Origin of the sequence: Bradyrhizobium sp. B117, from assembly GCF_038969555.1 — a bacterium.
GTDB lineage: Bacteria > Pseudomonadota > Alphaproteobacteria > Rhizobiales > Xanthobacteraceae > Bradyrhizobium.
Map to the genome: position 1 here is coordinate 870920 of NZ_CP152414.1, position 19823 is coordinate 890742.

19 protein-coding genes are annotated in these 19823 nt (G+C 65.7%); 12 read left to right on the top strand and 7 right to left on the bottom strand.

Annotated features, from left to right (window positions below; translation table 11 throughout):
* Window positions 1–149 precede the first annotated feature (149 nt).
* Together AAFG16_RS04210 and AAFG16_RS04215 are read right to left on the bottom strand one after the other, a co-directional pair.
* Window positions 150–1946, bottom strand: coding sequence for a glucan ABC transporter ATP-binding protein/ permease (locus tag AAFG16_RS04210; protein WP_342737553.1), 1797 nt, complete (start codon window positions 1944–1946; stop codon window positions 150–152).
* A gap of 84 nt (window positions 1947–2030) precedes the next feature.
* Window positions 2031–3092, bottom strand: a complete 1062-nt coding sequence (locus tag AAFG16_RS04215) for an ABC transporter substrate-binding protein (RefSeq protein WP_342737555.1) — start codon at window positions 3090–3092, stop codon at window positions 2031–2033.
* A gap of 227 nt (window positions 3093–3319) precedes the next feature.
* Here AAFG16_RS04215 and AAFG16_RS04220 point away from each other — a divergent pair, with 227 nt between their 5' ends.
* The 7 genes from AAFG16_RS04220 to AAFG16_RS04250 all read left to right on the top strand — a co-directional run bounded on the left by AAFG16_RS04220 (window position 3320) and on the right by AAFG16_RS04250 (window position 9027).
* Window positions 3320–3691, top strand: a complete 372-nt coding sequence (locus tag AAFG16_RS04220; RefSeq protein ID WP_342737557.1) for a hypothetical protein — start codon at window positions 3320–3322, stop codon at window positions 3689–3691.
* Window positions 3692–3807: 116 nt separating this feature from the next.
* The gene (hisE, locus tag AAFG16_RS04225) at window positions 3808–4212 is read left to right on the top strand and encodes a phosphoribosyl-ATP diphosphatase (RefSeq protein WP_283083601.1); all 405 of its coding nucleotides are present in this window, start codon (window positions 3808–3810) and stop codon (window positions 4210–4212) included.
* A gap of 45 nt (window positions 4213–4257) precedes the next feature.
* Window positions 4258–4860 (top strand): YqaA family protein, encoded by a 603-nt coding sequence (locus tag AAFG16_RS04230; protein WP_283083602.1) that lies wholly within the window; start codon window positions 4258–4260, stop codon window positions 4858–4860.
* 46 nt (window positions 4861–4906) lie between these two features.
* Complete coding sequence (locus AAFG16_RS04235) at window positions 4907–5437, top strand: hypothetical protein (RefSeq protein WP_283083603.1); 531 nt, start codon at window positions 4907–4909, stop codon at window positions 5435–5437.
* A 33-nt stretch (window positions 5438–5470) separates the two neighbouring features.
* The gene (locus tag AAFG16_RS04240; RefSeq protein WP_283083604.1) at window positions 5471–6871 is read left to right on the top strand and encodes an aspartate ammonia-lyase; all 1401 of its coding nucleotides are present in this window, start codon (window positions 5471–5473) and stop codon (window positions 6869–6871) included.
* A gap of 264 nt (window positions 6872–7135) precedes the next feature.
* On the top strand, window positions 7136–8104 hold the full coding sequence (locus AAFG16_RS04245; RefSeq protein WP_342737560.1) for a nitronate monooxygenase family protein: 969 nt from the start codon (window positions 7136–7138) through the stop codon (window positions 8102–8104).
* A gap of 149 nt (window positions 8105–8253) precedes the next feature.
* On the top strand, window positions 8254–9027 hold the full coding sequence (locus AAFG16_RS04250; RefSeq protein ID WP_342737562.1) for a thioesterase family protein: 774 nt from the start codon (window positions 8254–8256) through the stop codon (window positions 9025–9027).
* A gap of 541 nt (window positions 9028–9568) precedes the next feature.
* On the opposite strand, the gene AAFG16_RS04255 is transcribed toward AAFG16_RS04250, so the two are convergent.
* On the bottom strand, window positions 9569–11131 hold the full coding sequence (locus AAFG16_RS04255) for an AMP-binding protein (RefSeq protein WP_342737564.1): 1563 nt from the start codon (window positions 11129–11131) through the stop codon (window positions 9569–9571).
* A 166-nt stretch (window positions 11132–11297) separates the two neighbouring features.
* Here AAFG16_RS04255 and AAFG16_RS04260 point away from each other — a divergent pair, with 166 nt between their 5' ends.
* From AAFG16_RS04260 to AAFG16_RS04275, 4 genes are all read left to right on the top strand, one after another.
* Window positions 11298–12209: a nitronate monooxygenase gene (locus AAFG16_RS04260; protein ID WP_342740848.1), complete on the top strand. Its 912-nt coding sequence runs from the start codon at window positions 11298–11300 to the stop codon at window positions 12207–12209.
* A 139-nt stretch (window positions 12210–12348) separates the two neighbouring features.
* Window positions 12349–12597 carry a hypothetical protein gene (locus tag AAFG16_RS04265; RefSeq protein WP_283083609.1) on the top strand — a complete coding sequence of 83 codons (249 nt, stop codon included), beginning with the start codon at window positions 12349–12351 and terminating at the stop codon, window positions 12595–12597.
* A 135-nt stretch (window positions 12598–12732) separates the two neighbouring features.
* On the top strand, window positions 12733–13443 hold the full coding sequence (locus AAFG16_RS04270) for a hypothetical protein (RefSeq protein WP_342737566.1): 711 nt from the start codon (window positions 12733–12735) through the stop codon (window positions 13441–13443).
* Between the two features lie 74 nt (window positions 13444–13517).
* Window positions 13518–14240, top strand: coding sequence for a hypothetical protein (locus AAFG16_RS04275; protein WP_342737568.1), 723 nt, complete (start codon window positions 13518–13520; stop codon window positions 14238–14240).
* A 221-nt stretch (window positions 14241–14461) separates the two neighbouring features.
* Here the strand turns inward: AAFG16_RS04275 and AAFG16_RS04280 are convergent, their stop codons facing one another.
* Window positions 14462–15874: a hypothetical protein gene (locus AAFG16_RS04280; RefSeq protein WP_342737570.1), complete on the bottom strand. Its 1413-nt coding sequence runs from the start codon at window positions 15872–15874 to the stop codon at window positions 14462–14464.
* Window positions 15875–16313: 439 nt separating this feature from the next.
* A complete protein-coding gene (locus AAFG16_RS04285; protein ID WP_027561392.1) occupies window positions 16314–16538 on the bottom strand; it encodes a cysteine rich repeat-containing protein in 225 nt (74 codons plus the stop codon).
* A 237-nt stretch (window positions 16539–16775) separates the two neighbouring features.
* On the opposite strand from AAFG16_RS04285, the gene AAFG16_RS04290 reads away from it, so the two are divergent.
* Complete coding sequence (locus AAFG16_RS04290; RefSeq protein ID WP_342737573.1) at window positions 16776–17066, top strand: hypothetical protein; 291 nt, start codon at window positions 16776–16778, stop codon at window positions 17064–17066.
* Between the two features lie 137 nt (window positions 17067–17203).
* Here AAFG16_RS04290 and AAFG16_RS04295 read toward each other — a convergent pair whose 3' ends face one another.
* The gene (locus AAFG16_RS04295; RefSeq protein WP_342737575.1) at window positions 17204–19138 is read right to left on the bottom strand and encodes an ATP-binding protein; all 1935 of its coding nucleotides are present in this window, start codon (window positions 19136–19138) and stop codon (window positions 17204–17206) included.
* Complete coding sequence (locus tag AAFG16_RS04300) at window positions 19135–19818, bottom strand: response regulator transcription factor (protein ID WP_342737577.1); 684 nt, start codon at window positions 19816–19818, stop codon at window positions 19135–19137. Before AAFG16_RS04300 ends, AAFG16_RS04295 begins: the two co-directional genes overlap by 4 nt.
* Window positions 19819–19823: the final 5 nt, after the last annotated feature.

Below are 19823 nucleotides of genomic sequence, written 5' to 3' on the forward strand. Positions count from 1 at the left end.
CCGGTTCCGGAGGGCTCTCGTGATCTGATGTTCGGTTCTGAAATCCGGCGCCGCCGCTTGCGGCGTCGCAAACCTATACCGGCTGGTGCGGCGAGAATAGGGGGATCGGTGCGGTATTCCGCAATGAAATAGGCCGAATTTCGACGGTCCTATGGGGACTTGACCGCGGTCGCGGCAGTCTCGGCCGCCGTCACGCTGGCCCGTGCGTTTTCGTGAACCATGAACTGGGCCCTCGCGAGCTCGGCGAAATGGCCGCCTTTGGCCACGAGTTCATCGAAAGTTCCGCTTTCGATCACGCGGCCATTTTCGAACACCAGGATCCGCGTGGCATTGCGGATGGTCGACAGACGATGGGCGATCACGAAGGTGGTGCGGCCCTTCATCACTTCGTCGAGAGCGGCGTTCACCTTGGCCTCGGTGACCGCGTCGAGCGCGGAGGTCGCCTCGTCCAGGATCAGGATCGGCGGGTCCTTCAGCAGCGCGCGGGCAATCGACAGGCGCTGCCGCTCGCCGCCGGAGAGCATGCGGCCGCGCTCGCCGGCATTGGTCTCGAAGCCGCCGCTGCGCTCGATGAACTCGATGGCCTGTGCGCGCTCGGCGGCCTTGCGCATCTCGGCTTCGGTCGCATCCGGCTTGCCGACGCGAAGATTCTCCGCGATCGAGCGGTTGAACAGCAGCGCCTCCTGGAACACGACGCCGATGTTCCGCCGCAGCGAGGTCAGCGTCACGCCGCGCACGTCCATGCCGTCGATCCTGATGAAGCCGGATTGCGGGTCGAAGGCGCGATGCAGCAGCGCGATCGCGGTGGACTTGCCGGCGCCGGTCGGGCCGACCAGCGCGATGGTCTGGCCGGGCAGCGCGGTGAAGGAGAGGTCCTCGATCGCCGGCCGCTTGCCGTCATAGGAGAAGGTGACGTCGTTGAACTCGACGAGCCCGGAGAGCCGCCCCGCGTCGATCGCGTCGGGCCGGTCGTGCACCGCGGGCACGGCGTCGAGCACGTTGAAGAACTCGCGCAGGCGCGGCGCTTCCATGAAGACGTTGTTGATGAAGCTCACGACCTGTTCGAGCTTCTGGATCAGCAGCGTCGCAAAGCTCACGAACATCACGATCTCGCCGACCGAGGTCAGCCCCTGGTCGTGCAGCGCGATGCCGAGCGTGAAGATCGCTAGCACCGTGATGGTGGTGGAGGCGCGCGTGATGACGGTGACGAGCGCCCACCACGACAGCACCGGCATCTGCGCCGCCAGCAGCTCGTCGGCGACCGAGCGCAGCCCCTTCACCTCGGATTCGACGCGGACGAAGCTCTGCACCAGCGCGACATTGCCGAGCGCGTCGGAGGCGCGCGCGGAGAGCTCGCTGTAGTGCTCCTCGACCGCCATCTGCATGCCGAAGGTCTTGCGCACCACGAAGGTCGTCAGCGCGGTGAAGACGACGCAGAGCACGAACAGCAGGATCGCCAGCCGCCAGTTCAGATAAAGTGACAGCGGCAGCAGCACGATGACTGACAGGATCGCGGCAAAGTGCTCGCGAAAGAAGCCGAGCCAGAGCCGCCACAGCGCATCGGTGCCGTTGAGCATCACCTTCATCAGCCGGCCCGAATGGGTGCCGGAGTGGAAGGTGAGCGGCAGTTGCAGGATGTGCTCGAAATAGCTGGTCAGCACCGCCTGGCGCTGGCGGTGGGAGAGCCGGTCGGCCTGCAACGCAACGAGCGCGTTGCAGGCGATGGTGAACAGCCCGAACGCCACCCAGGCGCCCAGAAACGGCCAGGCCGAGTTGGAGCCGGCGACCTCCTTGCCGGAGAGCACGTCGACGATACGGCCGAACAGCACCGGCTCGGCGAATTGCGAGGCCGCGAGCAGGAGATTGGCGACCGCCAGCAGCCAGCCGAGCCGCGCTTCCTTGCCGAGCAGTTCCAGAACACGGGTATAGAGACGGAGCATGGACATGCGGGCAAGCAACTCGGGCGGCTGATGGAGCCGCATTTTAAGCAGGGATCGCCCGCGAGATACAGCGGAAGCTTGCGGTTTTGCTCAGTTGACGAGCCGGCTTGCGACCGGCGGAAGGAACCGGTCGTCGAAGATGTCGGCGGCCGCCGGGCGTTTGCGGAATTTGAAATCCTGCGCGATCTGGTCGATCGAGCGCTCCAGGCGCGCCGGGTCGATGCCGCCGAGACCGTTGCGCCTGACCTCGTCGGTCAGGATGTTGTCGGCGAGCACCGTGCGCAGGCGCTCGAGCTCGAGGCCGCGGTCGCCATCGTCGATACGGCTCGCGGCCTCATCCGCCGCACGCGCCGGCTCCCTGACGGTGGCGTGGATGCCCGCGATCAATGCGCGAACGAATCCCTTCACCGCGTCGGGCTTCGCCGCGGCGAAAGCGGGATTGGCCACCACGGCAAAACCGTAGGCCTCGCAGCCATAGTCGGCAAAGCGCAGCACGACGAGATCGCTGCCGGGCACGCCGCGGTCGCGCAGGTTCACCGCGGAGAGATGATTGAAGCCGGCGACGGCATCGACCTGCCCTGCGGAGAGGATCGGCTCGCGCACCGCGGCGCTGATCTTGTGGAATTTCACGTGCGAGGTGTTGATTCCGTTCTGCTGCGCCAGCGCCGGCCACAGCCGCATCGACAGATCGCTGTCGGCAACGCCGACGGTCTTGCCGTCGAGATCGGACAGCACATGGATGCCGCGGCTCCGGCGCGCGACGATGGCGTAAGGCGCGCGGTTGAACAGCACGAACACCGCCTTGACCGGTACCGCATCGTCCTTGTCGCGAAAGCGGATCAGCTCGTTGATGTCGACGAGCGCGAGTTCGCTGTCGCCTTTGGCGACACGCGCGAGCGCCTCCGGCGATCCGGCGGCACTGTTGAAGGAGACGTTGAGATGTTCGGTGCCGAAACCGCCGTCCTTTGCGGCCAGGAAGAACGGCGCCATGCTCGCATCGATCGGGCGATCGAACGTGAAGTGGATCGCGGTGGACGGCGCGGCGGTCTCGCCCGCCGTGACCTCGCGTGCAGGCAACGCGGCGAGCGAGATTGCGAGGGCGAGCACAAGGGCCGGCAGGCCGCGAAGGGCGATCGTCTTGAATCCTGACATCAGTGACGCCGGTCCCGCATTGTTATGATTTCGTGACGCTTGCAGCGCCGGCTGGCGGTCAGTCTGTCAACGCCAACATGAACGGCGGATGAGCGGCGGTTGCGTCACGATTACGCAACCCCGTTCAGCTTGTGTTGGGGTTGGGGAACCCAACATGGGATGCGGGTGTTTGAGAGACATGAGCCTGTCTCAAGGCACCATTGGAGGTCCCAAGGAGGGTCCAGGACATGTTTGACAGATTTTCCAAGTTCGGCGGCCGCAAGGCCGTTCTTGCCACAGCCGCGGTGCTGGCGCTGACCGCTGCCGCCCCGACCGCCTCTTATGCAGGCGGCCGCCATTGGCATGGTGGCGGCGGCGCGGCCTTCGCTGGCGCGGCAATTGCGGGCGCCATCGGCACCGGCCTTGCGATCGCGGCGACCCGCGGTGCCTACGCCTATGACTACGGTCCGGGCTACGGCTATTACGGCGGTCCGGCCTATTACAGTGGCCCTGCCTACGGCCCCTATTACGGTCCGGGCCCCGATTACCAGTATCAGCGCTATGGCGGCTCGGCGCCGTCGGAGCTCTGCGGCCAGGGCTATGTCCAGAACTGCTACTGACCTTGGCTACCAAAGGTTGACCACAACTGGCCGTCGCGGCCCCGCGGCGGCCGGTTTTTTGCTTTTGCTGTCGTGCGTTAACGCGCTCGCCACCGGTTTAGAGTATTTTCGCGTACATGAGTGATTCGCTTGAGCGGCTATATCTGGCTGTGCTCGCGGCCAGGGATCTTGATCCGGCAACATCGCGTACGGCCCGGCTGTTTCAGCGCGGCCCCTCCAAAATGGCAAAGAAGCTGGCCGAAGAGGCTATCGAAGTCGTGATCGACGCGGTCAACGGCGATAGCGAGGCCGTGGTCCGCGAGAGCGCGGACCTGCTCTACAACCTGACCGTGCTCTGGGCCTCGGCCGGTGTGCGCCCCGATGACGTCTGGCGCGAGATGGCGCGGCGGGAAGACATGCTCGGCATCGCCGAGAAACTGCCGAAGTCGCCGATGAAACTGCCCAAGGTCGCGTCACCGCGCATCTCGACACGGCGGCCAATTGTCGCGCTGGAAGGGCGGGCGGCGCGCAAGCGCCACTAGAGCGTCACAAATCGCTCAAAAACTCGCGATGGACAAATCCGTCCCATGGTGCTTCATCGCGGCGCCATGCTGAAACGTATCTACGACTGGTGCATCGACGCCGCCCACAAGCCCTACGCGCTCTGGATCATGGGAGCGGTGGCTTTCGCAGAAAGCTCCTTCTTTCCGGTCCCGCCGGACGTCATGCTGATTCCGATGTCGCTGGCACGCCCGCAGCGCGCCTGGGTCTATGCCACGGTCTGTACCGTCACCTCCGTGCTCGGCGGCCTGCTCGGCTATGCCATCGGCGCGCTGCTGTTCGACTCGGTCGGCCACTGGCTGATCCAGGTCTATGGCCTCGGCGACAAGGTTGAAGCCTTCCGCGCCTCCTATGCGGAATGGGGCGCAGTGATCATCCTGCTCAAGGGGCTGACGCCGATTCCCTACAAGCTCGTCACGATCACCTCGGGCTTTGCCGGCTATAGTCTCATTCTCTTCATCCTGTGCTCGATCGTCGCGCGCGGCGGCCGCTTCTTCATCGTGGCGATCCTGCTCAACCGCTACGGCGACTTGATCCGGCACAAGCTCGAGGAGCATCTCGGATTGTGGGTGGCGATCGGCGCCGCGGTGCTAGTGCTCGGCTTCGTGGTGGCGGTCAAGCTGATCTAGACCTCCGCGCTTTGCCGCTGCGCCGGCTTCGGCTACGGTTGCCCTCATGATGGTTCGATCCGGCAATCCGGCTGTGAGGTTCGGGACGACGACTTCAGCAGTGCTGCTGATCCTGCTCGGCTGCAGCGCGACGGGATGGCCGCAATCCGCCCCTCCCTCGCTTGGTCTCCAGGAGCAGGGGCCGCAGGCCGCGCCGCCGCCTTCGACGCCTGCCCCGCCGGCACGCGAGGAAAATCCCGGGCTCATCAACGAAATGGGCAAGCTGTTCGACAAGCTGCCCTCGATCCTGCCGCCGATCAAAAGTCCGAGCGAGACCATGAACGATTTGTCGCGGCTGGCGACGCCGTCGACCATGGTCTCGGGGCGCGTGGCCTGCCCGGTCTCGTCCAACGGCGCGCCCGACTGCAAGCTTGCCGCCGACCAGCTCTGCCGGACCAAGGGCTACAAGGAAGGCAAGAGCCTCAACGCGGACTCTGCCGAAAAATGCTCGGCCAAGGTTCTGATTCCGGGCCGGCAACGCAAACCTGACGATTGCCGCACCGACACTTTCGTGACCAGCGCGCTATGCCAGAACTGATGCCGTGACGCGCGCGAGCAGCAAGGAGCGCCCATGAGCCGGACCGAGCAGGACTTCCTCGGACAGCGTGAGATCGCCGACGACATCTATTACGGCGTCCAGACCATCCGCGGTAAGGAGAACTTCCACATCACCGGCATTCCGATGAACCAGGAGCCTTACTTCGTGAAGGCGCTTGGTTACGTCAAGAAAGCCGCGGCGATGGCCAATCGCGATCTCGGCGCGATCGACGCCAAAGTGGCCGATGCGATCATCCTCGGCTGCGACCGCGTCATCGCCGGCGACATGATGGATCAGTTCGTCACCGACTTCATCCAGGGCGGTGCCGGCACCTCCACCAACATGAACGCCAACGAGGTGATCGCCAACCTCGCGCTGGAATCGCTCGGCTTCAAGAAGGGCGACTATCAGCAAGTCAGCCCCAACGACCATGTCAATTACGGCCAGTCCACCAACGACACCTATCCGACCGCGTTTCGGCTGGCGCTGATCCTGCGGCTCGAGAGCTACATGACGGCGCTGCGCCAGCTCCAGGAGGCCTTCTTCACCAAGGGCCGCGAGTTCGACCGCGTGCTGAAGATGGGGCGCACGCATCTCCAGGACGCGGTGCCGATGTCGCTCGGGGCCGAATTCCGGGGATGGGGCACCACCATCGGCGAGGAAGTCGACCGCATCTCGGAAGCACGCGCGCTGCTGCGCGAGATCAATCTCGGCGCCACCGCGATCGGCACCTCGGTCACTGCGGCGGTCGGCTATCCCAAGCTCGCGGTCCGGCATCTGAGCGCGCTGACCGGCGTCGATTTCATCCTCGCCGGTGATCTCGTGGAAGCGACCTCCGACACCGGTGCGTATGTGCAATTGTCCGGCGTGCTGAAGCGCACCGCGAGCAAGCTGACGAAGATCTGCAACGACATCCGTCTGCTGGCTTCCGGCCCGCGTGCGGGCTTCAACGAGATCAACCTGCCACAGCTTCAGCCGGGCTCCTCGATCATGCCCGGCAAGGTCAATCCCGTGATCCCCGAGGTCGTCAACCAGACCAGCTTCCTCGTCATCGGCCTCGACACCACGGTGACGCTGGCGGCCTCCGCAGGCCAGCTCCAGCTCAACGTGATGGAGCCGGTGATCTCGTTCGCGCTGTTCTTCTCGATCCGCACCATGGAGCGCGCGGTCAACAGCCTGCGCGAGAACTGCGTCGTCGGCATCACCGCGAATGAAGAGCACACCCGCAACATGGTGCTGAACTCGCTCGGCATCGTCACGGTGCTGAAGCCGCTGCTCGGCTACAAGCAATGCGCCGAGATCGCGCGCGAGGGCTACAAAAGCGGCAAGTCGCTGCACCAGATCGTGGTGACCGAACGCAAGCTGCTGACGCAGGAGAAGTGGGACGAGATGTTCTCGTTCGAGCGCCTGATCAATCCGGATTTGATCGGGTGATCTATCGTCACGCGTAGCTCTCGCCTCGTCATTGCGAGGAGCTCTTGCGACGAAGCAATCCAGTGTCCCTCCGCGGAGGCAGTCTGGATTGCTTCGCTGCGCTCGCAATGACGGAGGAGAATGACGGAGAAAGAATTCCGCGCGTTGGAATTGCGGTAACGGCATCCGCCGCGGCGGCAAAACGCAATACTTGACAGTGGAAAGATTGCCTTGTTGGTATGGCTCCCAACTTCCATTTGACCGCCAGAAGAGGACCGTTCCGCAATGTCCATGCCTGCCCTGTTCAAGGGGCGCCTGTCGATCCCCGTGATCGGCTCGCCGCTCTTCATCATCTCGGTGCCCGATCTCGTGATCGCGCAGTGCAAGGCGGGTGTGGTTGGCTCGTTCCCGGCGCTGAACGCGCGGCCGCCGGAGCTGCTCGACGAATGGCTGGCGCGGATCACCGAAGAGCTCGCGGCCTATGACCGCGCTCACCCTGACAAGCCGTCGGCGCCGTTCGCGGTCAACCAGATCGTGCACAAGTCGAACAACCGGCTCGACCACGACATGCAGCTCTGCGCCAAGTACAAGGTGCCGATGATCATCTCCTCGCTCGGTGCGCGCGAGGAGCTCAATCAGGCGGTTCACGGCTGGGGCGGCATCGTCTTCCACGACGTGATCAACCAGAAATTCGCGCACAAGGCGATCGAGAAGGGCGCCGACGGCCTGATCCTGGTTGCGGCCGGCGCCGGCGGCCATGCCGGCACCATCTCGCCGCTGGCTTTCGTTGCCGAGACGCGCAAGTGGTTCGACGGTCCGATCGCGCTGTCTGGCGCCATCGGCAACGGCAAGGCGATCCGCGCCGCGCGCATCTTAGGGGCCGACTTCGCCTATATCGGCTCGGCCTTCATCGCCACCAAGGAAGCCAACGCAGTCGAGAAGTACAAGGAGATGATCGCGGGTTCGACCGCCGACGACATCGTCTATTCCAATCTCTTCACCGGCGTGCACGGCAACTATCTGAAGCCGTCGATCCTCGCGGCCGGCATGGATCCGGAGAACCTGCCGACCTCCGATCCATCCAAGATGAATTTCGGGACCGACGCCTCCGGCGAGCGCGCCAAGCCGAAGGCCTGGAAGGAGATCTGGGGTTCGGGCCAGGGCATCGGCAGCATCGAGGGCGTTCTGCCCGCCGCCGAGCTGATCGCGCGCTTCAAGAAGGAATACGACGAGGCGATCGATCCGCCGCTCTAACCGCTCTCGTGTCCCGGACGCGCTGCAGCGTGTAACGCTGCTGCGCAGAGCCGGGACCCATCGCTGCAGCAAATGGGCCCCGGCTCTGCAGCGCACCGCTTACGCGCTGCGCTGCGTCCGGGGAACGCCAGCCGAGATATCGAGCAAACATGACCGCCATCTACCGCGTTGACGGCAACAGCGTCGTCACCAGCCCCAATGCCGCCGGTCCCTGGGACCGGCGCATGCAGCACGGCTCTGCGCCGGCCTCGCTGGTGACGTGGGCGGCCGAACGAATCCCGACGCCGGTGCCCATGAACATCGCGCGCGTCACCATCGATCTGATGCGTCCCGTGCCGGTGGCGCCGCTCACCATCGCAACCGAGGTTTTGCGCGAGGGCCGCAAGATCCAGCTCTGCGAAGTGAAGCTCCTGGCTGACGGCGTGCAGGTCGTGGGCGCCACCGTGCTCAAGATCAAGGCCCAGGCGCAGGCGCTGCCCGATGACGTCAAGGAGCTGCCGGTCACGCTGCCCTCGCCCGAGGACTCGCTGGTCGAGGATGGTCACGCCGCCGCCAGCCCGTTCGTGCGATCGGTCTCGATGCGCGCCGCGCGCGGCCGCTTCGGCCAGGCCGGCGCCGGCGCGATCTGGTTTCGCGTCGACCATCCTCTGATCGAGGGCGAAGCGATCTCGCAGGCCATGCGCGCCGTGGTCGCCGCCGACTTCTCCAACGGCGCCGCCTCGACGCTCGACTTCCGCGCCTGGACCTACATCAACGCGGATCTCACGGTGAGCTTTGCGCGCCAGCCGGTCGGGGAGTGGATCCTGCTCGACGGCGAATCCTGGATCGGCCCTGACGGTGCCGGCCTCGCGATGTCGCGCCTGGCTGATCGGCAAGGCTATTTCGGCCGCGCGGTTCAGAGCCTGGTGATCGAGAAGCGGTAAGGGCCGCGAAGTCCGCGCGTCATTCTCGCTGTCATGCTCCGCGAAAGCGGGGCATCCAGTACGCCGCGGCCCATCGATGCAATCAAAGCTGTCTCGGAGTACTGGATCGCCCGGTCAAGCCGGGCGATGACACCTGTTGTGTGGTCGCTGCGTCGCACCTCGCGGAGGCTCGCGGCCGCGCCGTGCAAAGCCTGGTGATCGAGAAGCGCTGAAGTGACGGCAAGCGCGCCATGGTTGCACCTGGCGCCGATTGAACGGCAGGCTTCCGCCGCCGCGGAAGGGATGCTCGGCATCCTGCCAGTTCACATTCCGTAGAAGATCTTGATCTCCCACAGCACCACGACGATAGCCGTGATCAACGTGACCGCGGCGACTGCACTTTCCAGGGAAGCGACTCTCATGCGTTACTCCGCTTCCCAGCCCCGTCAGCTGGTCTAGGTGATTCCCTGATTCGCGGGCAATCGGGTCGGCGTTGCCGGCGCGCACTCCGTTGCGCGCTGTGGTGTCGGGGCCACAATGACCACCGTAAAATCCCGGGGATTTACCCCACCATCCGGTCCCGCCCACTCCAAAACCCCGCACGCAGCACCTTCTTGTCGACCTTGCCGACGCCGGTCATCGGTAGCTGCTTGACGAACTGGATCTGTTTCGGCGCGTGCGCCGAGCCTTTTCGCGCCCGCACCATGTTGATCAGCTCGTCCGGATCGGGCTTGACGCCCTCGCGCGGCACGATGATTGCGGTGACGGCCTCGCCCCATTTCTCGTCGGGGACGCCGACCACCGCGACCATCGCGACATCGGCGTGTTGAGAGAGCACGTCCTCGACCTCGCGCGGAAAGATGTTGAAGCCGCCGGTGACGATCATGTCCTTCTTGCGGTCGAGGATGAACATGTAGCCGCGCTCGTCCTTGCGCGCGATGTCGCCAGTGTGGACCCAGCCGTTCTTCAGCGTCTCGGCGGTGATGTCAGGCCGCTTCCAGTATTCCGCCATCGCATGCGGCGCCCGCACGCAGATCTCGCCGGCCTCGCCCGTCGTCACCTCCTGGTCGTTGTCGTCGAGAATCCTGACCTCGCAGGCCGCGATCGGGAAGCCGCAGGACAAAAACAGCTCCGGCGTCCTGGGATCGTGATCGGTCTTGCGCAGCACCGAGACCGGGTAGCATTCGGTCTGGCCGTAGAGCTGCGAGAACACCGGGCCGATGCGCTCGATGCCCTCGACCAGCCGGCTCGGCGACATCGCGGAGGCGCCGTAGAGCACGAGTTCGAGCGAGGAGAGGTCGGTCCTGCTCAGCGCGGGATGATCGAGCAGCACGTAGATCATGGTCGGCACGAACAGGGTAAAATTGATGCGCTCGCGCGCGATCGTCGCCAGCACGGCCTCGGGATCAAAGCCCTTCAGCATGTGCACGGTGCCGCCGCGCATCAGCGTCGGCAGCACCTTCGTGCCAGCAACGTGGCTGATCGGCGCGACGGTGAGATAGCGCGCGGCATCGGGAATCTCGAAGTCGGCGAGGATCGCGGCGGCCGCTCCGGCGTTCTCGCGGTGGTAGCGCAGCGCGCCCTTGGATTTGCCCGTGGTGCCGCCGGTGTAGTTCAGCGTGGAGAGATCATCGAGACCTGCGAGGCACTGTGCGCTGACATGTCCAGCGCTCTCGATCGCCGCCAGCAGATCGACACCGTAATCGGCCGGCCCCATGGTGAAGACGGCCTTGAGCCGGGCAGCTTGCGCGGCGAGTTCGCCGCCGCGATCGCGGAAAGCGGCGACATCGACCACCAGGACTTCGGCCTCGGAATCCTCGAGCTGGAACAGCTGGTCGCTCTGCGATCCCAGCGGATGCAGCCAGGTGGTGCAGCACCGCGACAATTGCGCGGCGACACCGGCGCACCACGTATCGGCGCGGTTCGCGGTGAGGAAGGCAACGCGCGCACCTCGCTGCAAGCCGAGCCGCATGAACACGCCCTGGATGCGCCCGATCAGGTCGATGGTGCCCTGATAGCTCAGCGATCCGCCGGGCCAGGCGAATGCAGTGCGGCCGGGATAGCGCGACAGTGCCCGTAGCGTCTGCGCGCAAGTCGGGGACGAGGCGTGGAGCGGATCGGACATATGTTTCCTCGTTGTCTTGTCATTGGCTTCTCGCGTGCCAATGTTTGCGCAACGCTAGCACAGAGAAGACGGGATGGAACGACAAAGCCCGTGCAAGGAGGCGTGAGTGACCGATCGACTGCAACGTTTCCGTGATCGTCTCGCACTGCCGCTGATCGCAGCGCCGATGTTTCTGGTGTCGGGCGTTGAGCTCATGGTCGCGGCCTGTCGCAATGGCGTGATCGGCAGCTTTCCCACCGTGAATTGCCGCAGCACGGAACAGCTTGATACGTGGTTCACCGAGATCGCAACGCGACTGCGTCAACACGACGATCAAACCGGGCGCAAGGCCGCGCCGCTGTGCCCGAACCTGATCGTGCATCGGTCCAATGCACGGCTGGAACAGGATCTCGCCGTGCTGCTGAAGCACAAGCCCGAGATCGTCATCACATCGGTCGGCTCGCCGGCGCCGGTGTTGAAGCCGTTGCACGATGCGGGCGCGCTGGTGCTGGCGGATGTTGCCTCGATCCGTCACGCCGAACGCGCGGCGGAAGCTGGGGCCGACGGTCTGGTGCTGCTCACCGCGGGCGCAGGGGGGCAGACTGGCTGGCTCAATCCGTTCGCCTTCGTCCGCGCGGTGCGTGCGTTCTACGATGGCATCATCGTGCTCGCTGGCGGCATCAGCGACGGCCAAGCGCTGCATGCGGCCGAAGTGCTCGGCTGCGATCTCGGCTACATGGGCACGAAGTTCATCGCGACGCGCGAGAGCATGGCGGACGACCGCCACAAGCAGATGCTGGTCGAGAGCAGCGCCGACGACATCCTGCTGACCACCGCGTTCACCGGCTTGCAGACCAGCATGCTGAAGCCGTCGATCGCCGCCGCCGGTCTTGATCCCAATGATCTGCCGGCGCGCGGCGCGATCGACATCGGCAAGGACATCGACGTCGGTGCGCGCGAGAACCGGCCCAAACGCTGGCGTGATATCTGGAGCGGCGGGCATTCGACGTCGGGCGTGACTGACGTGATGGCGGCCGGCGATCTCGTTACGCGAACGGTTGCCGAATATCGCGCGGCGGGTGGACGCTCGCCCCCGTAAAAACCCCGGGGAAGGAGAGGGCGCCGGTCGATCACAGTTAATCGAGCGCTCCTCCAAACCTCCTCACTTAACGGCAGATTAACCAAGCCCCGCCAAGAATTGCCTCACGGCCGCCAATCAGGACCGAGAGGGACAGGCGATGGACTTCGATTTTCTCAACAGCAAGACAGCCGCGACGCTGGATGAAATCCGTGTCCGCGTGGCCCACGCGCTGGCCCGTCATCCGCTGTGCCGCAACGTCCGCTTCGACATCGTGAGCGTCCCCCGCACCCGCCGGGGCGGCAACTGGACGGTCGCGCTGCAGTCCGTCGAGCCGCGGGCGGTGTGGGAGGCCTCGGAGATCGTCGCCGACATCCAGGACGCCTACGATCTGGCTGTAGCCGCCTGAATTTCCTGGCTTTTTCGGGATGCGTCGCTGCAGGCACATTGATTGTCGCAACGACGGCCCACTCAAGCCTTATTTCGCGCCCTTTTTCCGGGCAACCCTAACAAACTCGTGAAGCGGTCGTTCCCGGAGAGACGTTTGTCCAGAGCCATCACCATCGTCGTGCTGACCTGTTTCCTCGTCCTCGGCGCCGCCACCACCGCCATTCTCGGCCGTGACAGCGTGCCCAGCGTCAGTACCGAGATGATCACGCAGACACCTCCGCCCAAGCCGCTCGCGACCAACCGCGCCGCCAAGGCCGACCGCTTGGTTCCGACGCTGGCGCTGGCCTCGGCTGCAATCGACCCGGTTCAGGTGCCGGCGGACAAGCTTTCGCAGGCGCCCGTGCTGACCGAGCCGCTGCGTCAGGCCTTTGCCGCCGCCACGCCGTCGGATTTTCCGATGCCCAAGGCAAGCGCGCACCAGGCGCCCGCCGCCGAGGTTCCCGCCGTCGAGGTCCCGGCCAAGCCGAAGGTCGTCGCCAAGCCGCAGCCGCAGAAATCCTATTCGCTGCTGTCCGACGTTCAGATCTCGGGCATCAAGGACCGCCTGAAGCTGTCGTCGTCGCAGGAATATTACTGGCCCTCGGTCGAGACCGCACTGCGCAACGTCGCCCGCAAGATCCAGGCGAACAAGCTGTCAAATCCGAACGCACCGCCCGGTGCGCAGATCGATCCGAATTGCGATGAGGTCCAGCAGTTGAAGTCCGCCGCGATGCCGCTGCTGTTCCAACTGCGTGACGACCAGAAGGAAGAAGTGCGCAAGCTCGCCCGCCTCATCGGGCTCGAGAAGGTCGCGCAGCAGATCTGAGGCACGGTTCCCGCCGATATCAGGAACATCCGGCAATCCTCACGCGTTGCCCGCTCCGAACAGGGAGTGGGCCAATGCGCGCCTCGACAGCTTATTTCATCGGTGCTGGAACGATCGTCGCCGCCATTGCCATTGGCCTCGGCGGCGGCATCGTCGCCGGCAACATCATGAATCCGATCGCACCGAAGCAGGGGCCGGACACCAGCAAGATGGCGCAGCGCGCGGCCGCCGCGCCAGACAATACGCCCGCAACGACGAACGCGCCGTCCGAGCGCGTCCAATACCTCACCGGCTCGCAAGCCTTCGGAGCGATGATCGCCGCGCCCGCGCAGGCGCAGGACGGAGCCAAGCCTGAGGCCAAGTTCGAGATAAAGCCCGAGACGCAGACCACTCGGGCGAACGCCGAGCCGGCGGCACCGCGGCCTTCGCAAGCCGCCGCCGCCGAGCCGCCCAAGGACCAGGTCAAGCCGGAGCCCGCATCGTCTCCGCAAGGAGCAAAACCCGTCGAGCAGCAGGCGTCGACAGAGCCGTCCTCCTCACCTGACAATGCCTATGCCAAGGCCAGGGATTTTGACGTGAAGCGCGCCGCCTCCGAGCGGCGCCGGGCCGAGCGCCGCGAGCGTTGGGCCGAGCGCCGTCACTACGAATCCCGTGAGCCGCGCGGCATGCGCGACCGCACCGATTGGGACGATGTCGCGCGCAACATCCGCGAAGATTCCGACGCGCGCGATTATGCGAACCGTCCGCGCAGCAGCTTCCCGCAGATCAGGCTGTTCGGGCCCAGCGATGACGATTAGCGCCTGACACGTCCGGCTCGTCGCCGCGCTCCTTGGTCCAAGACCGTCCGCGCGGCGGCCAGCGCGACAGAGCGCCTCGTTTCTTCGCAACTACTTTCGGTTGTTGTGCGCTCCGGCCGTTTCAGGCTCGAGGCCATTTATTATGTTGGCGCGATTTTTCCTGCTGCCCGTGGTCGTTGCCAGTGCGCCGAGGGGCAGCCAGACCGCGAGTCCGCCGCCCCCTATTTCGGCGGCTGCGATAAAGGGACGTTGCCCTGCGCCCATTTCTCGACCTTGCCGAGAATGCCCCACAGCGTCATGGCGATGAAGATCGGCACACCGATCTGCGGCACCAGGGCCAGGCCTCCAGCCGCGGCCGGGAGGGCCGCACCGGCCGCCATGCCCGCGCCACCGAACAAGCTCGAGGAGCCGATGATCGGTGCCAGCCACGACGCAAGGGTGCCGAGGAGGCCGATCGCGGTCTTCTTGCCATTGAGGAGCTCACCGATCGTCTGCCCCAGCGCGCCGTTGACCTGGCCGAGTTGCGGAATCTGCTTGGTGACCTGCGGCAGGATGAGCTTGAGGATCTCGTCGATGAGCTGCGCGGCCGGATCGGCAGGATTGGGAGCCGGCGCGGGCGCTGGGGTCACCACTGGGCCGGGTGCTGCATTCTGGCCCTGCGCCAACTTGAGCAGCAGCTGGATAATCGAACTGATATCGTTGGCTGGAAGCGGCATCTTGATGGCTCCGTCCTTCACGAATTTCTGCAGCAAGGCGAGAATTGGCAGCATGGCCTGGGCATTCGGTTGGGGGCCCTGCGCGGCTCCCACGAATTCCCAATCGACCATGCCCTTGCCGGGGATGTTGATCGCGCGCGCGGCTCCCGGCGTGAGGTCGATGCCGGCAGCGTTGGTCCGCCGTCCCCTCATGTCGGTCCCGGATTCGGCCTGCGGTCTTGCGCCTTTCTCCCAATAGGGGTCGTTGATATTCCACGGCCCGACATCGACGATGTTGCAGACGACGGATTTCCCGTTCACCCTGTTGGTGACCCGCACCTGAGGGCGCGGTCCCGAGAAGCGGAATGGCAGCGCGACGCCAAGCTCCACATCGTCGATGCGGTGGCCGTCATAGGCGCTCTTCTCGTCCTGATCGGCGCTGCCGCCGAACACCGTCGCGGTGATGTTCGCGCAACGGGTGCCGCCAAGCGTCACGGTCTCGGGAATGATCTTGGCACGCCGCATCAGGTTGGCGTCGATCTGCCACGGCGACGTGTCGTCGTAGAGGGTCGGCGTGTCCATGACCGACACATGCACATGATGCGTGTGGGCGTTGGCGCCGTCGTAGCGACGCCATTGCCAGGGCGAAACGAGGCTCGAGGCGATCCGGCGGTTGGAGATGATGTACTTGATGCGCTTGTCCTGCGACTGGCGCAGCGCTTCGGCGATATCGCCCGCATCGACGCCGTGGGCCGGATCATGGCTGATGTCCAACGCGGTCACCACGCCGTTAGCGTCAGGGTTGTGATCGGACTTGCGCGCCTGATGGGACGTGTCGCCGAGCATCCCGTCGCTCGATTTGTCGCGTCCGGGCGCCATATCGTTGACCTGCTTGAGCAGGACTTCAAGGCTCTTGGCGGGCCGCCAATTGATACTCATTGGAGCGCTCCAAATTTCAAAGCACAAATGGTCCGCGATCAGGGCCTTCAATTTGGCTTGACCAGGTCGATAAAAATTCCCGATTGCCGCGAAAGACGCGGCTGGGGTGACAATGCATGCGTGTAACCCGCCTAAACTGCCTTGCAATCTTTCGTTGTGCAAGATGCGAGGACGCGAAATCTCGGGATCTGAGGCGAGCTGCGACAGTGCGGCGCGGCGGCCGTGGCGGTTCGGCGCCGTCCCAAAAATAGACACTTGCGGGAGCTGCCGGCGATTGTGTCAGGGGGCGGAAATCCGCCGGATGCGGCCGCCCCGTCGCTCCGCGGGGAGCGGCGGCGTCGACTGCGGTGTGTGGCTATTGAAGAGCGCTCATGTCGGGGACTGCTTGCGCGCTGCCTTCTCCCCGCGCGGAAGACGGCAGCGCAGCCCGCGTCAACGGTTATCCGCCGTGTGATTCCACCACCTTGCGGCAGCTGTCGGAGAGCTTCGACTTGTTCTCGCGCAGGCACGCATTCATCTGCGGCGGCTTGCCGATATGCTCGGCGCAGAATTTGCTGGCGTCGCTGCGGCAGGCCATCTGCTCCTGCGGTGTCGGACCGGACTGCGCTGCGGCGGGTAGCGCGGTGGCGGCGAGCAGCAGCGCGGCAAGAACCGAAATCTTCATAAAGCACCTCTTTTGGGATTGTCGTTGGTCCCGCCTGGGATCAAGCGGGCCGGACCATCTCGCGAAGCCGTGCGCGCGGTCCATGCCATGTTCATGGCATCGGCTCGCCCTGATCGCCGCCGCACCCCCATCTTCATGGCATGTATCCGCGCGCCGTCTTTTGCCATTCACAGCTGCACGTCGGCTGCGAAACCCGGTGATCGCATCGGGACGCCGAACGGGAAGCAGGAGAGCAAGATGTCGAGAAAAGCGGGAGCGCTGAGCGCCGGGCTGACGGTGATGATGCTGGCAGGTGCGGCAACGGTGTCGCTGGGCACGAGCCCGGCGCAGGCGGTGGTGTATTGCAAGACGGTCGGCATACCCAAGGGCTGCGTGGTGCGGCCGACCGCGGCGGTGGTGGTCGCGCCCGGGGCCCCGGTTGCCGCGGCAGCGGTGGCAACGCCCGGCGTCGGCGCGCCCGGCGTCGGCGTTCGCGCAGGCACGCCGATGAACCGCGGCGGTCCGGTTAATCGCGTCGGCGTGCGCTGACGAGTTCGTTCGATTGAGTTGATTGCATCGTTTCGGGCAACGGAGTCCTGCGGACGAACACCCCCCGTCCTCCGCAAGGCAGACAATCCGGCCCGTTCCCTCTCTCCGCGCGTCCCACACGTTCGGGGAGGGGGTTTTCAGCCGGCGGCGGCGTCGCTGTCGGGAAAGGTTCGCGGCAATTGCAGCCGCACGCGCGTGCCCGAGCCCTCCGAGCTCAGATCGAGCACGGCGCCGCAGCGCGCGGCGCGGCTTCTCATGTTGCGCAGGCCCCGTGCGGTCTGGCTCGCGCCTGCGGCCTCGCCATTGCCGGCGAGGGCAAAACCGCAGCCGTCGTCCGTCACGCTGATCACGCCATACGGCCCTTGATCATTTCTTTCCCCCTCCAGCGTCTCGATGGTCACCGCGATGTGGCGGGCCTTGGCGTGCTTGACGGCATTGGTCACCGCCTCGTCGAGGATGCGCACGATCTGGATGACATGCCAGGGCCGCAGCTCGGGGTGCAGCGGCAGGCCTTGCGGCGTCGTCACGCGCCAGTCGAGCGCGATGTCGTGCGGCCGCAATTGCGCCGTCGCGCGCTCGCGCCAGGAGCCGAGCGCCAGCATCAGGTCGCCACCGATGTCGTCCATGGAGTCGATGACGAGGCGCAGATCCTTCAGCGCTGCGCGGGCTGCGTCGGTGATGGTCGCGCCCTCATGGCCGCGCTCGGACAGTGCCACGATGCTGACGAGCTGGCCGCCGAGGCCGTCATGCAAGTCGCGCATCAGGCGCGTGCGCTCGTTGGCGAGCGCGGAGGCGCGGGCGCGCTCTTCCTCGCGGGCAAAGCTCGCCTTCAGCCGCTCCTCGGCCTCGCGCACGCGGGTCACGAGCTGACCGGCGAAGCTGTCGACCTGGTTCAGCGCGCGGGCAAAGCGCCAGGTCAGGCCGGCGCCGATCGCCACCAGCATCGCCGAATAGGACAGGCGCGAGACGAAGATGCGCTCGTTGGTCACGATCTCGAACACCGACAGCATGTCGTGGATCCAGCAGGTCAGTACGATCGTCACGGCGCAGCCGATCGTGAAGCTCGCCGCGTCCTGCCGCCGGATCACCGCGGCCGCGGTGACGCCGGCCATCAGGAACAGGCTGAGCCCGACCGTGGGGATGCCGAGCACCAGGAACAGGATGCGCGGCAGCGGCGGTCCCGCGATCAATCCGACCACGAATATGATCAGCCCCGGCGCGAACAGCAGGATGCCGTAGCGCGGCCAGCGCCAGCCGAAGAACAGCACGCCGAAGGCGACGATCAGCGCGCTCTCGATCGGCGCGGACGCGAGCAGCACCGCGGGCAGCCGCGACACGGTGAACGGCGGCACCGGCGGCGGCATGAAGGCCTGGATGACGCCGAGCACCATCGCAACCGCCAGCACGCCATAGACCGGCTCGCGCCGCCGCATCAGCCACATGATCGCGAGGATGACGGCGAGGATCGATTGCCAGGCGGAGAACACAACCTGCAATGTGACGAACAGCAGGGTGCGCGCCTCATACGCCGGACGCAAGGCTGCATCCGGTCCGACATAGACGGTGTCGAGAAACCCCTTCAGCGGTCCCCATACGAACAGCCGTACGGTGATCTCGTTGCTGCCGTCGCGCAGCAGCGAAGCCGGGATGAGCGCGATCTGCGGCGTGTTGCGGTCCGGCCGGTTGGCGTTGGCGTCGCGGCGGGAATCGAGCACGGCGACGCCGTTGACGGCGACCTCCGCCGCGTTGCTGAAGCGCGGCAGGTAGACCGACCATCCTGACGCCGCATCGCCGCTTCTGAAGGTGAAGGTGCCGGTATAGAGCGGCGGGTCCGCCAGCGAATAGCGCGAGGCGGTGAAATGCGGCAGCGTCACAGGGCGCGTCACGCCGTCCTCCTGCAACGAGAAGGCCGTCACGGCATGATCGTCGGGATCGCTGGGCTGGAGCAGCCGCAGTCCGAGGATGGTGGCGATCACGATCAGCGCCTGGAGCAGCAGATAAGGCACGAGGCGCGAGGCCAGCAGCCGGCGCCGCGCGGGTTTGACCGGTGCCTTCGCCGCGATATCGCTCACAGCTTGATCAGGCCCTGCTGCACCGCCTCGAACACCGCCTCGCTGCGCGTGTGCACCTCGAGCTTGCGATAGATGTTCTTGATGTGGCCCGGCACGGTCTGCCTGGACAGGCCGAGATGGCTGGCGATCTCGGCGTAGCTGAAGCCCTTGGCGATGCCCCAGAGGATGTCGATCTCCCGCGGGGTCAGCCTCGCCGTGTTGAGCACGGGCCCGGGGGGCGGCTCCGCCGAATTCTGCGCGGCGCCTTGCGTCCTGCGGACGATGAAACGGGCGATCGAGGCCGAGATCGGCGAATGGCCGGCGACCAGATCGCGCACGGTGGTGGCGATGTCGGTGGGGAAGGCGTCCTTCAGGAGATAGCCGGTAGCGCCGACCGTGATCGCGGAGATCACGCTCTCCTCGTCCCCGAGGGCCGAGATCACCATGATCTCGGTGTCGGGAAAGCGCTGCCGGGTTTCGCGGATCAGCTCGACGCCGTGGCCATCGGGCAGCCTGAGATCGGTCAGCAGCACGCGCGGCGCGCCGTCGCCGAGCGCGGAGCGGGCCTCACCGAGCGTACCGGCGCTGCGCACCTCGTAGCCGGCCTTGACCAGCGCATCCTGGAGCCGCCAGCAGGTCGGCGCGTCGTCCTCTACGAGGAGGATGGTGATGGCCTCACCCGTCTCGCCCTGTTCGCTCATGTTCA

Coding starts and splice junctions, on each gene's coding strand:
- AAFG16_RS04210 (WP_342737553.1), bottom strand. CDS start 1,946: ATGTCCATGCTCCGTCTCTATACCCGTGTTCTGGAACTGCTCGGCAAG.
- AAFG16_RS04265 (WP_283083609.1), top strand. CDS start 12,349: ATGGACTTCGATTTTCTCAACAGCAAGACAGCCGCGACGCTGGATGAA.
- AAFG16_RS04240 (WP_283083604.1), top strand. CDS start 5,471: ATGAGCCGGACCGAGCAGGACTTCCTCGGACAGCGTGAGATCGCCGAC.
- AAFG16_RS04235 (WP_283083603.1), top strand. CDS start 4,907: ATGATGGTTCGATCCGGCAATCCGGCTGTGAGGTTCGGGACGACGACT.
- AAFG16_RS04290 (WP_342737573.1), top strand. CDS start 16,776: ATGTCGAGAAAAGCGGGAGCGCTGAGCGCCGGGCTGACGGTGATGATG.
- AAFG16_RS04250 (WP_342737562.1), top strand. CDS start 8,254: ATGACCGCCATCTACCGCGTTGACGGCAACAGCGTCGTCACCAGCCCC.
- AAFG16_RS04245 (WP_342737560.1), top strand. CDS start 7,136: ATGTCCATGCCTGCCCTGTTCAAGGGGCGCCTGTCGATCCCCGTGATC.
- AAFG16_RS04255 (WP_342737564.1), bottom strand. CDS start 11,131: ATGTCCGATCCGCTCCACGCCTCGTCCCCGACTTGCGCGCAGACGCTA.
- AAFG16_RS04285 (WP_027561392.1), bottom strand. CDS start 16,538: ATGAAGATTTCGGTTCTTGCCGCGCTGCTGCTCGCCGCCACCGCGCTA.
- AAFG16_RS04230 (WP_283083602.1), top strand. CDS start 4,258: ATGGTGCTTCATCGCGGCGCCATGCTGAAACGTATCTACGACTGGTGC.
- AAFG16_RS04260 (WP_342740848.1), top strand. CDS start 11,298: ATGTTTCTGGTGTCGGGCGTTGAGCTCATGGTCGCGGCCTGTCGCAAT.
- AAFG16_RS04280 (WP_342737570.1), bottom strand. CDS start 15,874: ATGAGTATCAATTGGCGGCCCGCCAAGAGCCTTGAAGTCCTGCTCAAG.
- hisE (WP_283083601.1), top strand. CDS start 3,808: ATGAGTGATTCGCTTGAGCGGCTATATCTGGCTGTGCTCGCGGCCAGG.
- AAFG16_RS04215 (WP_342737555.1), bottom strand. CDS start 3,092: ATGTCAGGATTCAAGACGATCGCCCTTCGCGGCCTGCCGGCCCTTGTG.
- AAFG16_RS04220 (WP_342737557.1), top strand. CDS start 3,320: ATGTTTGACAGATTTTCCAAGTTCGGCGGCCGCAAGGCCGTTCTTGCC.
- AAFG16_RS04275 (WP_342737568.1), top strand. CDS start 13,518: ATGCGCGCCTCGACAGCTTATTTCATCGGTGCTGGAACGATCGTCGCC.
- AAFG16_RS04300 (WP_342737577.1), bottom strand. CDS start 19,818: ATGAGCGAACAGGGCGAGACGGGTGAGGCCATCACCATCCTCCTCGTA.